The sequence below is a fragment of the Streptomyces sp. NPDC029164 genome (assembly GCF_055563995.1).
On sequence record NZ_JBVHWW010000015.1, the window covers coordinates 115,767 to 130,549 of the forward strand.

General features: G+C 70.6%; 12 protein-coding genes. 8 read left to right on the forward strand and 4 right to left on the reverse strand.

Annotated elements, in window-relative coordinates:
• Window positions 1–102 precede the first annotated feature (102 nt).
• Window positions 103–1,143 (forward strand): ATP-binding protein, encoded by a 1,041-nt coding sequence (locus ACZ4VT_RS16660; protein WP_467950243.1) that lies wholly within the window; start codon window positions 103–105, stop codon window positions 1,141–1,143.
• Here ACZ4VT_RS16660 and ACZ4VT_RS16665 read toward each other — a convergent pair.
• Entirely contained in the window at window positions 1,097–2,401 is a 1,305-nt protein-coding gene (locus ACZ4VT_RS16665; protein WP_467950245.1) for a polysaccharide deacetylase family protein, read from the reverse strand. The genes ACZ4VT_RS16660 and ACZ4VT_RS16665 overlap by 47 nt on opposite strands.
• Window positions 2,402–2,637: 236 nt before the next feature.
• On the opposite strand from ACZ4VT_RS16665, the gene ACZ4VT_RS16670 reads away from it, so the two are divergent.
• The 6 genes from ACZ4VT_RS16670 (at window position 2,638) to ACZ4VT_RS16695 (ending at window position 10,878) form a co-directional block, all read left to right on the forward strand.
• Entirely contained in the window at window positions 2,638–5,121 is a 2,484-nt protein-coding gene (locus tag ACZ4VT_RS16670) for a SulP family inorganic anion transporter (RefSeq protein WP_467950247.1), read from the forward strand.
• A gap of 159 nt (window positions 5,122–5,280) precedes the next feature.
• Window positions 5,281–7,281, forward strand: coding sequence for an acetate--CoA ligase (gene acs / locus ACZ4VT_RS16675; protein ID WP_467950249.1), 2,001 nt, complete (start codon window positions 5,281–5,283; stop codon window positions 7,279–7,281).
• Between the two features lie 223 nt (window positions 7,282–7,504).
• On the forward strand, window positions 7,505–8,938 hold the full coding sequence (gene nhaA / locus ACZ4VT_RS16680) for a Na+/H+ antiporter NhaA (RefSeq protein WP_467950251.1): 1,434 nt from the start codon (window positions 7,505–7,507) through the stop codon (window positions 8,936–8,938).
• 55 nt (window positions 8,939–8,993) lie between these two features.
• On the forward strand, window positions 8,994–9,452 hold the full coding sequence (locus tag ACZ4VT_RS16685; RefSeq protein WP_362801106.1) for a phage holin family protein: 459 nt from the start codon (window positions 8,994–8,996) through the stop codon (window positions 9,450–9,452).
• On the forward strand, window positions 9,449–10,408 hold the full coding sequence (locus ACZ4VT_RS16690) for an alpha/beta fold hydrolase (protein WP_351286374.1): 960 nt from the start codon (window positions 9,449–9,451) through the stop codon (window positions 10,406–10,408). The genes ACZ4VT_RS16685 and ACZ4VT_RS16690 overlap by 4 nt, the downstream gene beginning before the upstream one ends.
• Window positions 10,409–10,704: 296 nt before the next feature.
• Window positions 10,705–10,878, forward strand: a complete 174-nt coding sequence (locus ACZ4VT_RS16695) for a hypothetical protein (protein ID WP_362801100.1) — start codon at window positions 10,705–10,707, stop codon at window positions 10,876–10,878.
• Between the two features lie 21 nt (window positions 10,879–10,899).
• On the opposite strand, the gene ACZ4VT_RS16700 is transcribed toward ACZ4VT_RS16695, so the two are convergent.
• From ACZ4VT_RS16700 to nth, 3 genes are all read right to left on the reverse strand, one after another.
• A complete protein-coding gene (locus ACZ4VT_RS16700; RefSeq protein ID WP_467950253.1) occupies window positions 10,900–12,102 on the reverse strand; it encodes a MarP family serine protease in 1,203 nt (400 codons plus the stop codon).
• 13 nt (window positions 12,103–12,115) lie between these two features.
• Window positions 12,116–12,838: an NUDIX hydrolase gene (locus ACZ4VT_RS16705; RefSeq protein WP_467950255.1), complete on the reverse strand. Its 723-nt coding sequence runs from the start codon at window positions 12,836–12,838 to the stop codon at window positions 12,116–12,118.
• A 97-nt stretch (window positions 12,839–12,935) separates the two neighbouring features.
• Window positions 12,936–13,802 carry an endonuclease III gene (gene nth, locus ACZ4VT_RS16710; protein WP_467950257.1) on the reverse strand — a complete coding sequence of 289 codons (867 nt, stop codon included), beginning with the start codon at window positions 13,800–13,802 and terminating at the stop codon, window positions 12,936–12,938.
• A 252-nt stretch (window positions 13,803–14,054) separates the two neighbouring features.
• Here nth and ACZ4VT_RS16715 point away from each other — a divergent pair, with 252 nt between their 5' ends.
• A complete protein-coding gene (locus ACZ4VT_RS16715) occupies window positions 14,055–14,729 on the forward strand; it encodes a Crp/Fnr family transcriptional regulator (RefSeq protein WP_003981529.1) in 675 nt (224 codons plus the stop codon).
• The last annotated feature ends 54 nt before the right edge of the window (window positions 14,730–14,783 follow it).

The following is a 14,783-nucleotide window of genomic DNA, read 5'->3' on the forward strand; positions in this document are numbered from 1 at the left end:
GAGCCTACGCACTGCGCACCGCTAGCACCGACCCCTCCTTGGAGTGGTCTTCTTCACTCACCTTGACAACCCTGCGCTACTTACCCACTACGCTTGGTGAACATGAAGATCGCTTTCGTGGGAAAGGGCGGCAGCGGCAAGACGACGCTGTCCTCCCTCTTCATCCGCCACCTCGCCGCCAATGAGGCCCCCGTCGTCGCGGTGGACGCCGACATCAACCAGCACCTGGGCGCCGCGCTCGGTCTCGGCGAGGACGAGGCCGCCGAACTGCCCGCCCTGGGCGCGCACCTGCCCCTGATCAAGGAGTACCTGCGGGGCTCCAACCCGCGCATCGCGTCCGCCGACACGATGATCAAGACCACCCCGCCCGGCCGGGGCTCGCGCCTGCTGCGGGTCACCGAGGACAACCCGGTGTACGAGGCCTGCGCACGCACGCTCCTGCTGGACGGGGAGCCCGTACGGCTCATGGCCACCGGGCCGTTCACCGAGGCCGACCTCGGCGTGGCCTGCTACCACTCCAAGGTCGGGGCGGTCGAGTTGTGCCTCAACCACCTGGTCGACGGGGCGGACGAGTACGTGGTCGTCGACATGACGGCCGGATCCGACTCCTTCGCCTCGGGCATGTTCACCCGATTCGACATGACCTTCCTGGTGGCCGAGCCGACCCGCAAGGGCGTCTCTGTCTACCGCCAGTACAAGGAGTACGCGCGGGACTTCGGGGTCACGCTGAAGGTCATCGGCAACAAGGTGCAGGGCCCCGAGGACATCGAGTTCCTCCAGGACGAGGTGGGCGAGGACCTGCTGGTCACCGTCGGGCACTCCGACTGGGTGCGGGCGATGGAGAAGGGCCGTCCGGCCGCCTTCGAGCTGCTGGAGGCGACCAACCGGTTCGCCCTCCAGGCGCTCCAGGACGCCGCCGACGACTCGTACGCGCACCGCGACTGGGACCGGTACACGGAGCAGATGGTGCGGTTCCACCTCAAGAACGCGGAGAGCTGGGGCAACGCCAAGACCGGGGTCGACCTGGCGGATCAGGTCGACCCCGATTTCACCCTGCGGGAGGGCGTCGCGAGCACCGCCGCGGGCGAATCCTTCGTCAGCCCTCGTCCGCACTCTCATCAGCCGGCTCCGCAGCCGGCTTGACGCCCGCGGGGGCGGCCGGCGGCGCCGGCGGCCCCGCGGTCAGGAACTTCGCCCAGCCCTGCTTCGGCGCCTCGCCGACGTCGAGGGTGCGCATCCACTCCAGGGCCTTCGGGTCCTGGGCGTCCAGCCAGTCCACGAGCTCGCGGAACGGCACGCAGCGGACCTCCGGCTTGGTGCACATGCTCTTGATGGACTCCTCGACGGCACGCATGTAGGTGCCGCCGTTCCAGGACTCGAAGTGGTTGCCGATGATCAGCGGCGCGCGGTTGCCCTGGTAGACGCGGTCGAAGGCCTCCTGCAGGCCGTCGCGCATCTGGTCGCCCCAGTACGCGTGCTGCGAGGGGTCTCCCTGCGAGGTCGTCCCGGACTGGTTGACCATGTAGTTGTAGTCCATGCTCAGGGTGTCGAAGGCACGCCCCGGCATGGGCACCAGCTGGAGCGGGACGTCCCAGAGCCCGTCCGTCTTCTTGGGCCAGATCTGCTTGCTGATGCCGCTGGAGTCGTAGCGGAATCCCATGGTCTTCGCCGCCAGCATGAAGTTCTTCTGGCCTTCGAGGCAGGGGGTGCGGGCGCCGATGAGCTCCTTGTCGTAGTCGAAGGGGAGCGCCTCCATGGTCTTCAGGCCCGCGTTGGTCTTCCAGTTCTTGACGAAGGACTTGGCCTGGTTGATCTCGCTCTTCCACTCGTCCACGGACCAGGTGCCGACGCCGCCGTCGGGCCCGCAGAAGTGCCCGTTGAAGTGGGTGCCGATCTCGTTGCCCTCCAGCCAGGCCGCGCGGACCTGGGTGGCGGTGTCCTTGATGCCCTGGAGGTCGCCGAAGCCGATGTCGGAGCGGCCGGGCGAGTGCTGCGGCGCCGTATAGAGGGAACGTTTCTCCTCCGGGAGCATGTAAACGCCGCTGAGGAAGTACGTCATGCGCGCGTTGTACTGCTTCCCGACCTCGCGGAAGTGCGAGAAGAGCTTCTGGCTGTCCTCGCCGGCCCCGTCCCAGGAGAACACCACGAATTGCGGTGGCTTTTCGCCGGGCTTCAGCTTCTGCGGCTTCCGCACGTTCGGCTGGGGGCCGGTGTACGCGGTCGAACCGTCACCGATGGGCCGGTTGACGCTGCCGGGGGCCACGGCCCCGGCACCCTTCCGTACGTTCGGTGCCCCGGGAGCCGGTGACTTGGCGGGCCCCGAGCCGCTGCACCCGGCGACTCCCAGGACCAGTGCCGTGGCGACCAGACCACCGGCGATCTTCTTCGTGGCGGCGATCATCCGCCCCACCTCTCCCTCGCAGTTCCATCGCAGGACTTCCGCGCCGCAACGTCCCACGCGGTCAGCTTTGAGGAAGGTATGACAAGCCGTACAAAATGCTTAATCACTCTTGAGTGCTAATTTAGAGGCCATTTGCCCGTATTATTCACCGCCCACCTTTACTCTCCATTACCATCCATTTACCGAGTGTTGAGACTCCCGCCGCTTCATCCCTCCCCCAGAGGAGACGGGAACCTATGACAGCCACCTCCCGCACGCGCCCGACCCGAGAGACCGGGGAGATCCGCAAAGATCTCCCCGCGGACCTCTCCGCCTCCATCGCCGTCTTCCTGATCGCCCTGCCGCTCTCGCTCGGCATCGCCCTGGCCACCGGCGCCCCCCTCCAGGCGGGGCTGGTCGCCGCGGCGGCCGGCGGAATCGTCGCCGGGCGGCTCGGCGGCGCCCCGCTCCAGGTCAGCGGGCCCGCCGCCGGACTCACCGTGGTCACCGCCGAGTTGATCCAGCACTACGGGTGGCGCACCACCTGCGCCATCACCGTGCTCGCCGGCGTCTGCCAGCTCGGCCTCGCCGCGCTGCGCACCGCCCGGTCGGCGCTCATGGTCAGCCCGGCCATCGTGCACGGCATGCTCGCCGGCATCGGCGTGACCATCGCGCTGGCCCAACTGCACATCGTGCTCGGCGGCACACCGCAGAGCTCCGCCGTGGCCAACGTCCAGGGTCTGCCCGGCCAGTTGGCCGACCTGCACCCGGTCGCTCTCGGCATCAGCGTGCTCACCCTGATCGTCCTGCTCGGCTGGCCGCGGCTGCCCGGGCGGACGGGCCGCGCCCTGCGCAAGGTTCCGGCGGCACTCGCCGCCGTCGCCACGGCCACGGCCTTCGCGGCGCTGGCCGGACTGAGCCTGCCCCGGGTGGACCTGCCGTCCTGGCGCAGCCACGCCCTGCCCGAGCTGCCCGAGGGGCCGATCCTCGGCCTCATCGCCGCCGTACTGACCATCACCCTGGTCGGCAGTGTGGAGTCCCTGCTCTCCGCGGTCGCGACCGACAAGCTGATCGCCTCCGAACGGCGTACGGGCAACCGGCCTGCGCGAGCCGACCTCAACCGGGAGCTGCGGGGGCAGGGTGCGGCGAACATCGTCTCCGGGGCACTGGGCGGACTGCCCATCACGGGCGTGGCCGTCCGCAGCGTGGCGAACGTCAAGTCCGGCGCGGCCAGCCGGAAGTCGGCCATGCTGCACGGCCTCTGGGTGCTGCTCGCGGCCGGGCTGCTGGTCCCGGTCCTCGACCTGATCCCGCTGGCCGCACTGGCCGCGCTGGTGATGGCCGTGGGCGTGCAGATGGTCAGCATTACGCACCTGCGCAGTGTCACCCGGCACCGGGAGATCCTGGTCTACGCGACGACCATCGTGGCCGTGGTGCTCGGCGGGGTCCTGGAGGGCGTGGCCATCGGCATCGCCGTGGCCGTCGCGCTGGCACTGCACCGGCTCGCCCGGACCCGGATCACCATGGAGCGGCTCGACAACGGGGTCCACCAGGTGCGGGCGCGCGGGCAGTTGACCTTCCTCGCGGTGCCGCGGCTGAGCCGGGTGCTGAACCAGATTCCGCACGACGGGCACGCGGTGATCGAGCTGGACGGCTCGTTCATGGACCACGCGGCCTACGAGACGCTGCACGACTGGCAGGAGTCCCACCTGGCGCACGGGGGCTCGCTGGAGGTCACCGGCCGCTCGGGCTCGACGAGCCTGAGCTCCGGCACCGACCCGGCCGACGATCCGGACGGCTCGGACGGCTTCGGGGGCTTTGGCGGCTCCCGCGCGGTGACCACGGAGGAGATCCACGCGGCCCACGGCGCCGAGCGGTCCCGGCGCACGGCCCAGCGCGGGGTCCACCAGTGCTGCCGGCCCTGGACCCCCTGGCAGAACCACTGCGACCACCGCCCCGCCGGGACCCGTACGCCCACGGCCGCGGCCATGGCGGCAGCGGCCGCCGAGACGGACGGGGCCCCTGCGGACGAGACCCCCGCGGACGAGGCCCCGCCGGCGCCCCGGCGGCGCGGCGCCGGCCAACTGGCCAGCGGGATCAGCGCCTTCCAGCGGGACACCGCCCCACACGTGCGGGACGAGCTGGCCCGGCTGGCCCGCGAGGGGCAGCGGCCCTCGCAGCTCTTCCTCACCTGCGCGGACTCCCGCCTGGTGACCAGCATGATCACGGCCAGCGGACCGGGCGACCTGTTCACGGTCCGCAATGTCGGCAACCTGGTCCCGCTGCCCGGCGCGGAGTCCACGGACGACTCCGTCGCCGCGGCCATCGAGTACGCCGTGGACGTGCTGAAGGTCGACAGCATCACCGTGTGCGGTCACTCGGGCTGCGGGGCCATGCAGGCATTGCTCAGCTCCGCGCCCGGACTTCCGCTGACCCCGCTGCGCCGCTGGCTGCGGCACGGGCTGCCCAGCCTGGAGCGGATGGCCAGTCGTCACCACGCCTGGGCCCGGATCTCGGGCCGGCTCCCGGCGGACGCCGTGGAGCAGCTGTGCCTGACCAATGTGGTCCAGCAGTTGGAGCACCTGCGGGCGCACGAATCGGTGGCCAGGCGGCTCGCCGAGGGCACCCTGGAACTGCACGGCATGTACTTCCACGTGGGCGAGGCGCAGGCCTACCTGCTGTCCGAGGGCGAGGACTTCTTCGACTGCCGGGTCTTCGACACCGTGGGCCAGCACGCCTGAACCGATACCCTCCCCTATCCGTGCAATCGTTTGGCCCCTTCCCGCACCCTGCAGCGGGAGGGGGCCATTCGCACGCCGTTCTCGTGCGGGCCGATCGTGATATAGGTCTAAACCAATTCTCGGCTACCCCTTGTCACCTGGGCCGCTGACTGATGAGCTATGCCCGGGGACACAACGGACACCCTGGGAAAGGGAGATGTCGTGAGCAATGAGAGCCTGGCCAATCTGCTCAAGGAGGAGCGGCGGTTCGCACCGCCTGCCGATCTGGCCGCCGCCGCCAATGTGACAGAGGCCGCGTACGCACAGGCCGACGCGGACCGGCTGGGCTTCTGGGCCGAGCAGGCCCGGCGGCTGACCTGGGCCACCGAGCCGACCGAGACGCTCGACTGGACGAATCCGCCCTTCGCGAAGTGGTTCGCGGACGGCAAGCTGAACGTCGCGTACAACTGCGTGGACCGTCACGTCGAGGCCGGCAACGGCGACCGCGTCGCCATCCACTTCGAGGGCGAGCCCGGGGACAGCCGCGCGATCACCTACGCCCAGCTCAAGGACGAGGTCTCCAAGGCCGCGAACGCCCTGACCGAGCTGGGTGTCGAGGCGGGCGACCGCGTCGCCGTCTACCTGCCGATGATCCCCGAGGCGGTCGTCGCGATGCTCGCGTGCGCCCGCGTCGGCGCCGCGCACTCCGTGGTCTTCGGCGGCTTCTCCGCCGACGCCGTCGCCTCCCGCATCCAGGACGCCGACGCCAAGCTGGTCATCACCGCCGACGGCGGCTACCGCCGCGGAAAGCCCAGCGCCCTGAAGCCCGCGATCGACGAGGCCGTCGCCAAGTGTCCGCAGGTCGAGCACGTGCTCGTCGTACGCCGCACCGGCCAGGACACCGCCTTCACCGAGGGCCGCGACGTGTGGTGGCACGAGGTGGTCGGCCGGCAGTCCGCCGAGCACATCCCGCAGCCCTTCGACGCCGAGCACCCGCTCTTCATCCTCTACACCTCGGGTACCACGGGTAAGCCGAAGGGAATCCTGCACACCTCCGGCGGCTACCTCACCCAGGCCGCGTACACCCACCACGCGGTCTTCGACCTGAAGCCCGAGACCGACGTCTACTGGTGCACCGCCGACATCGGCTGGGTGACCGGGCACTCCTACATCGTCTACGGGCCGCTCGCGAACGGCGCCACCCAGGTGATGTACGAGGGCACGCCGGACACCCCGCACCAGGGCCGCTTCTGGGAGGTCGTGCAGAAGTACGGCGTCACCATCCTCTACACGGCGCCGACGGCCATCCGTACGTTCATGAAGTGGGGCGACGACATCCCCGCGAAGTTCGACCTGTCGAGCCTGCGCGTGCTGGGCTCGGTCGGCGAGCCGATCAACCCCGAGGCCTGGATCTGGTACCGCAAGCACATCGGCGGCGACCGCTGCCCGATCGTGGACACCTGGTGGCAGACCGAGACCGGCGCGATGATGATCTCCCCGCTGCCGGGCGTCACGCACACCAAGCCGGGCTCCGCGCAGCGCGCCCTGCCCGGAATCTCCGCCACCGTCGTGGACGACGAGGCGCACGAGGTCCCGAACGGCGGAGGCGGCTACCTGGTCCTCACCGAGCCGTGGCCGTCGATGCTGCGCACCATCTGGGGCGACGACCAGCGGTTCATCGACACCTACTGGTCGCGCTTCGAGGGCAAGTACTTCGCGGGCGACGGCGCCAAGAAGGACGACGACGGCGACATCTGGCTGCTCGGCCGGGTGGACGACGTGATGCTGGTGTCCGGCCACAACATCTCGACCACCGAGGTGGAGTCGGCGCTGGTCTCGCACCCCTCGGTCGCCGAGGCTGCCGTGGTGGGCGCCAATGACGAGACCACCGGCCAGGCCATCGTGGCCTTCGTCATCCTGCGCGGCAGCGCGTCCGAGACCGAGGGCCTGGTCGCGGATCTGCGCAACCACGTCGGCGCCACGCTCGGCCCGATCGCCAAGCCGAAGCGGATCCTGCCGGTCCAGGAGCTGCCGAAGACCCGCTCGGGCAAGATCATGCGCCGTCTGCTGCGCGATGTGGCGGAGAACCGCGCGGTCGGTGACGTCACCACGCTCGCCGACTCCTCGGTCATGGATCTGATCCAGAGCAAGCTCCCGGCCGCCGCCGCGAGCGAGGACTGACCTCAGGGAGCCCACCGACCCCAGGGGCACGACACACCGAAACGGGCACCCGGCGCGACGCGCCGGGTGCCCGTTTCGCACATAAAGTGACGATCACCTGATTCACCCTCGCGTGCACCCTGTAAAATATTGAAAGCGTAAGGAAATACCCAGGGTGCGCCGGGAAGTCTGGTCGGCAATGAGCTTCGCCATGCCGTCCAACCGACCCCGGAGGTGTCACCTCGTGGCAGCGCCCAGCCCCACCGACCACCAGAGCCGCAAGCTGCTCGGCCGGCTCTCGCTGCCCGAGCGCCGGTTCGTCGCCGATGCCCTGCGCACCGAGACCGTCGGCGGCGTACTCCTGCTCGCGGCCGCCGTCGCCGCGCTGATCTGGGCGAACACCCCGCCACTGGCCGACAGCTACCAGGCCGTCCGGGACTTCCACATCGGCCCCAGCTCCCTCGGCCTGGACCTGTCGATCCAGCACTGGGCGGCCGACGGGCTCCTCGCGATCTTCTTCTTCGTCGCCGGCATCGAGCTCAAGCGCGAGCTCGTCGCGGGCGACCTGCGCGACGCCAAGGCGGCCGCCCTCCCGGTGATCGCCGCCCTGTGCGGCATGGCCGTGCCCGCGCTGGTCTACGTCGTCGTCAACACCCTCGGCAATGGGGCGATGGACGGCTGGGCGGTCCCGACCGCCACCGACATCGCCTTCGCGCTCGCCGTCCTCGCCGTCCTCGGCACCTCCCTGCCCTCGGCCCTGCGCGCCTTCCTGCTGACGCTCGCGGTCGTCGACGACCTCTTCGCCATCATGATCATCGCGGTGTTCTTCACCAGCGAGATCGACTTCCTGGCGCTCGGCGGCGCGCTCGTGGGCCTGGCCCTCTTCTGGTTCCTGCTCCGCCGGGGAGTCCGCGGCTGGTACGTCTACGTCCCGCTCGCGCTGGTCATCTGGGGCCTGATGTACAACAGCGGCGTCCACTCCACCATCGCCGGCGTCGCCATGGGCCTGATGCTCCGCTGCACCCGCAGGGACGGCGAGGAGCAGTCCCCCGGAGAGCACATCGAGCACCTGGTCCGGCCCATCTCGGCCGGTCTCGCCGTGCCCCTCTTCGCCCTGTTCTCCGCCGGGGTCTCGCTCTCCGACGAGGCCATCGCGCAGGTGTTCACCCGGCCCGAGACCCTCGGCGTCGTCCTCGGCCTCGTCGTCGGCAAGACCGTGGGCATCTTCGGCGGCACCTGGCTCGCCGCCCGGTTCACCAAGGCCGAACTGAACGACGACCTCGCCTGGCCCGACGTACTCGCCGTGGCCTCGCTCGCCGGCATCGGCTTCACCGTCTCCCTCCTGATCGGCGAGCTCGCGTTCGCCGGCGACCCGGTCCTCACCGACGAGATCAAGGCCGCCGTACTGATCGGCTCGCTGATCGCCGCCGTGATCGCGGGCGTCATGCTCAAGCTCCGCAACCGCAAGTACCTGGCGCTCACCGAAGCCGAGGAGCGGGACGAGGACCGCGACGGCATCCCGGACATCTACGAGGAGCACAACCCCGAGTACCACCTGCGGATGGCGAGGATCTACGAGGAGCGGGCCGCGGAACACCGCCGCAAGGCCGAGAGCGCGGCTGCCGCGGCGCTCCAAAGCGCGGCCGGGTCCACCACCGAGGGCGACCGTCCGGCATGATCTGACTGACGACGCAGGACAGCCGCACGGCAGCAGACGACAAAGGGAGAGAGCGATGAGCGCAGTGGACCAAGAGGCGCAGGGAGCCGAGCGCACACTCGGCCAGCTGGTCGCCTCGGCCACCGCCGAGATGTCCGCCCTGGTTCACGACGAGATCGCCCTCGCGAAGGCGGAGATCCGCGAGGACGTCAAGCGCGTGGGCAGCGGCTCCGCCTCCCTCGCCGTCGCAGGTGTGTTCGCGGTCTTCTCGCTCCCGGTGCTGACCTTCGCCGCGGCGTACGGGATCCACAACCTCGGGCTCGGGCTCGCCTGGTCCTTCCTCATCGTGGGCAGTGCGTTCCTGCTCATCGCGGGTGTGCTCGTGCTGATCGCGGTACGGAAGTTCAAGAAGATCACGCCGCCGGAGAGGTCCATCGCCTCCGTCAAGCAGACCGCCGCGCTGGTCGGGACCGTCAAGCCGCACCCGCGGCCGGTGAGTGACAAGGCTGTGGGTGTGGCACGCTCGTCCTCATGACAGCGCCCACGCCGGACTCCAGCGTTCCCCCCACGGCTGCCACGGCGGTACGGCTCGACCTCCCCGGCGGGCAGGCGGTGACGCACCGGGACGTCGCCGCCAACGGCGCCCGCTTCCACGTCGCCGAGCTCGGTGACGGGCCGCTCGTGCTGCTGCTCCACGGCTTCCCGCAGTTCTGGTGGACCTGGCGGCACCAGCTGACCGCGCTCGCCGACGCCGGGTACCGGGCGGTCGCGATGGACCTGCGCGGAGTGGGCGGCAGCGACCGCACCCCGCGCGGATACGACCCGGCCAATCTGGCCCTCGACATCACCGGGGTCGTACGGTCCCTCGGCGAGCCGGACGCCGCACTCGTCGGGCACGACCTGGGCGGGTACCTCGCCTGGACGGCGGCCGTGATGCGGCCCAAGCTGGTGCGCCGGCTCGTCGTCTCCTCCATGCCGCACCCGCGCCGCTGGCGCTCGGCGATGCTGTCGGACTTCGGCCAGACGCGGGCCAGTTCGCACATCTGGGGCTTCCAGCGGCCGTTCGTGCCGGAGCGTCAGCTCGTCGCCGATGGCGGGGCCCTCGTGGGGGACCTGATCCGGGACTGGTCGGGACCGAGGCCGCCCGAGGAGGAGGACCTGGCCGTGTACCGGCGGGCCATGTGCATCCCGTCCACCGCGCACTGCTCGATCGAGCCGTACCGCTGGATGATGCGGTCCATGGCACGGCCCGACGGGCTGCAGTTCAACCGGCGGATGAAGAGGCCGGTGCGGGTTCCAACGCTGCACCTGCACGGCTCGCTCGACCCGGTGATGCGGACGCGGAGCGCGGCGGGATCGGGCGAGTACGTCGAAGCCCCGTACCGGTGGCGGCTGTTCGATGGGCTCGGGCACTTCCCGCACGAGGAGGACCCCGTGGCCTTCTCCACGGAGCTGGTGAACTGGCTCAAGGATCCCGAACCGGACCGCTGAGCCCGACCGCTGGCCCGACCGCTGGCCCGACCGCTGAGTCCGACCGCTGGCCCGACCGCTGGCCCGACCGCTGAGTCCGACCGCTGGCCCGACCGCTGGCCCGACCGCTGAGCCGGGCGGCCGGGCCGTCCTCCCGACGGCCGCGTCCCGTCCCCCCGGTCGGCCCCGACCACCCTGTGAAAGTCGGGCAGTTCGCTCATGCGCTCGTCTTACGAGCATTCAATTGCCTGGCGCATAGGCCAATTGGCCGCCCCTGACGGGGTTACCGACCTTGGGGCACGGGCACAGCTCGGAGTATGAGCTGGACGCACGACTACGGTGACACCGCGCACGAAGGCCGCTCGGCAGCTACGCCGGGCACCCACGAGAGGGCCGGCCGGCACGGCCACGACCTCCGCCTCGGGATTCCGCGCATCCTGCGCCGCCGGGCCCGCTGGGTCTCGGCGCGCCTGCGCCATCCACGGACGTAGGGCCCCGGCGGGCGCGGTTGCTCAGAGGGCGCAGCCCTGGCTGTGGACCCGCTGGCCGGCGACCTTGCCGGTCTGGATGTCATCGCGGATCTCGTCCACCGTCAGCGCGTAGCCGGTGTTCGGGTCGTCGAGGGACTTCGCGAAGACGACCCCGTACACCTTGCCTTCGGGCGTCAGCAGCGGGCCGCCGGAGTTGCCCTGCCGGACGGTCGCGAACAGGGAGTAGACGTCCCGTCGGACAGTACCGCGGTGGTAGATGTCCGGTCCGTTGGCATTGATCCGGCCGCGGACGCGGGCGGCGCGGACGTCGTACGCGCCGTTCTCCGGGAAGCCGGCGACGATCGCGTCGGCGCCGCTCGTCGCGTCCTTGTCGGTGAACTCCAGCGCCGGCGCCTTCAGCTTGGGCACGTCCAGTACGGCGATGTCGCGCTCCCAGTCGTAGAGCACGACCTTGCCGTCGTAGAGCTTGCCCTCACCGCCGACCTGCACGGTCGGCTCGCCGACCCCGCCGACGACGTGCGCGTTGGTCATCACCTTGCCGGGCGCGAAGACGAAGCCCGTGCCCTCCAGCACCTTGCTGCAGCTGGGCGCGGTGCCGACGACCTTCACGATCGAACGTTTGGCCTGCTCGGCGACCGGGCTGATCGCGAGCGCCGGATCGGGCGCCCTGACCTCGGTGATCGGCTCGTTGGAGAACGGCGTGAAGACCTGCGGGAAGCCGTTGCGCGCGAGGGTGGAGCTGAAGTCCATGAACCAGGTGTTCGCCTGGTCGGGCAGCACCCGCGACACGCCGAGGAGCACCTTGGAGTTGCGGACCTCCTTGCCCAGGGTGGGTATCGCGGTCCCGGCGAGCAGCAAGCCGATCAGCCAGGCCACCAGCAGCATCGCGACCACGTTGACCAGGGCGCCGCCCGTCGCGTCGAGGGCGCGCGCCGGTGACCAGGTGATCTGGCGGCGGACGCGGTTGCCGAGGTGGGTGGTCAGGGCCTGGCCGATCGAGGCGCAGACGATGATCACGACGACGGCGATGACGACGACGGTGGTGGACACCTGGGTGCCGTTGTCCGTCACCGTGTCCCAGATCAGCGGGATGAGGGACACGGCGATGAGGCCACCGCCGAGGAATCCGATCACCGACAGGATGCCGACGACGAACCCCTGGCGGTAGCCGACGATCGCGAACCACACGGCGGCGAGCAACAACAGGATGTCCAGCACGTTCACGTGGGCCACCGTCTCATGCGCGCCAGTCGAGCGGGACCTGGCGCGTGCGGTCCCAGGGGCGCTCCCAGCCTGCGAAGTGCAGGATCCTGTCGATCACCCCGGCGGTGAAACCCCAGACCAGAGCCGATTCGACGGTGAATCCCGGCCCCTGGTGGCCGGCCGGGTGGACGACCGTGACCCGGTGCTCGGGATCCGTGAGATCGGCCACGGGAACCGTGAAGACCCGGGCCGTCTCGGCCGGGTCCACGGCGTCGAACGGGCTGGGGGTGCGCCACCAGCCGAGAACCGGGGTCACCACGAACTCGCTGACCGGAATGTAGAGCCGCGGCAGCACCCCGAACAGCTGGACGCCGGAAGGATCGAGTCCGGTTTCCTCCTCGGCCTCGCGCAGTGCGGCGCGCAGCGGGCCGGTGGTGTGCGGATCGCCGTCCTCCGGATCCAGCGCGCCACCGGGGAAGGACGGCTGCCCCGCGTGCGAGCGCAGGGTGCCGGCGCGCTCCATCAGGAGCAGCTCGGGGCCGCGGGGGCCCTCCCCGAAGAGGACGAGCACGGCGGACTGCCGCCCGCGACCGTCCTCGGGCGGCAGGAAGCGGCTCAGCTGCCGCGGCTGCACGGTCCGGGCGGCCTCGACGACGGGGTCGAGCCAGGCGGGCAGGTCCTGCGTGCTGAGCGCGACGCCCTCGCCCTCGCGGGCTCCCGCCGCCGTCTCGTCCCGTGTACCGCTACCGCGCGTCATAGGCATCCCCGTCCGTGATCTCCCACACCGCCAAACGCGGTGCGGGTACCGATTGGTTCCTCAGGTGCGGCGCCACTGCGGGGTCCGCCCGGACCGCTCAGGACGGCGCCGGAGCACCCCCCAGCGGCGGCGCGGGGAGGCCCGGGTAGTCCGGGGGCGGGGTCAGCCGCTGGCCCGGCTGGCCGCCCTTCTCGTACTTCAGCAGCTTCCGCGCCTTCTCCGGGTCCGTCTCGCCCTCCCCGTACGCCGGGCACAGCGGGGCGATCGGGCAGGCCCCGCAGGCCGGCCGCTGCGAGTGGCAGATCCGGCGGCCGTGGAAGACGACGCGGTGCGAGAGCATCGTCCACTCGCTCTTCGGGAAGATCGCGCAGATCTCCGCCTCGACCTTCTCCGGGTCCTGCTGCTCGGTCCACTTCCAGCGGCGCACGAGCCGGCCGAAGTGGGTGTCGACGGTGATCCCGGGAACGCCGAACGCGTTGCCGAGGACCACGTTCGCCGTCTTGCGGCCCACTCCGGGCAGGCTCACCAGGTCTTCGAGCCGCCCCGGCACCTCCCCGCCGAAGTTGTCCCGCAGGGCCTGCGAGAGGCCGAGCAGGGACTTGGCCTTCATCCGGAAGAACCCGGTCGGCCGGATCAGCTCCTCCAGGTGCTCGGGAGCGGCCGCGGCCATGTCCTCGGGGGTCGGATAGGCAGCGAAGAGGCCCGGGGTCGTCTGGTTCACCCGCAGGTCGGTCGTCTGCGCGGAGAGCACCGTCGCGACGAGCAGCTCGAAGGGATTCCGGAAGTCGAGTTCCGGATGGGCGTACGGATAGATATCGGCCAGCTCGCGGTTGATGCGTCGCGCCCTGCGCACCATGGCCAGGCGTGATTCCGGCTTGGCCACCTTCGGTTTCTTGGCCGAAACTTTGCCCTGGGGGGCGGCTGCCCCCTTCGCGGACGCCACCTTGGAGGCTTGTTCGCCCACGGCTGAATTTTGGGGCGCCGTCACTCCTGCGGACCCCTTGGCCTGTGCTCTCACCGGCTTATTGGACACCCGACCAGCCTAAGGCCGGCCGCTGACACCCGTCCGGACCTCAGGTAACACCACTCCGATTGGCCTCTCGCCGCACAGCACGCCCGTCCGTCCGGCATCCTTGTGATTGATCGCACTGTTTGAGCCGTCCGGCAAAATGGGGAGCACGGTCCCCGTGAGCTGGTCGACATAGGAGAGAGACTCGTGGACGACGTTCTGCGGCGCGCCCCGCTCTTCGCGGCGCTCGATGACGAGCAGGCCGCGGAGCTCCGCGCCTCCATGGGCGAGGTGACCCTCGCACGCGGTGACGCCCTGTTCCACGAGGGCGACCCCGGCGACCGGCTGTACGTGGTGACCGAGGGCAAGGTGAAGCTGCACCGCACCTCCCCCGACGGCCGCGAGAACATGCTGGCCGTCCTCGGCCCCGGCGAGCTGATCGGTGAGCTGTCGCTCTTCGACCCCGGCCCGCGCACCGCCACCGCCACCGCCCTGACCGAGGTCAAGCTGCTCGGCCTCGGCCACGGCGACCTCCAGCCCTGGCTCAACGCCCGGCCCGAGGTCGCGACCGCGCTGCTGCGCGCCGTCGCCCGGCGCCTGCGCAAGACCAACGACCAGATGTCCGACCTGGTCTTCTCCGACGTTCCCGGCCGTGTGGCGCGGGCGCTCCTCGACCTGTCGCGCCGCTTCGGCGTGCAGTCGGAGGAGGGCATCCACGTGGTGCACGACCTCACGCAGGAGGAGCTCGCCCAGCTGGTCGGCGCCTCCCGCGAGACCGTGAACAAGGCCCTGGCCGACTTCGCGGGCCGCGGCTGGCTCCGCCTGGAGGCGCGCGCGGTGATCCTGCTCGACGTGGAGCGCCTGGCGAAGCGCTCGCGCTGACGCCGGTCCCGGCTCTTCGGAGGGGTCCTGCCCGATGGGGCGGGGCCCCTTTCG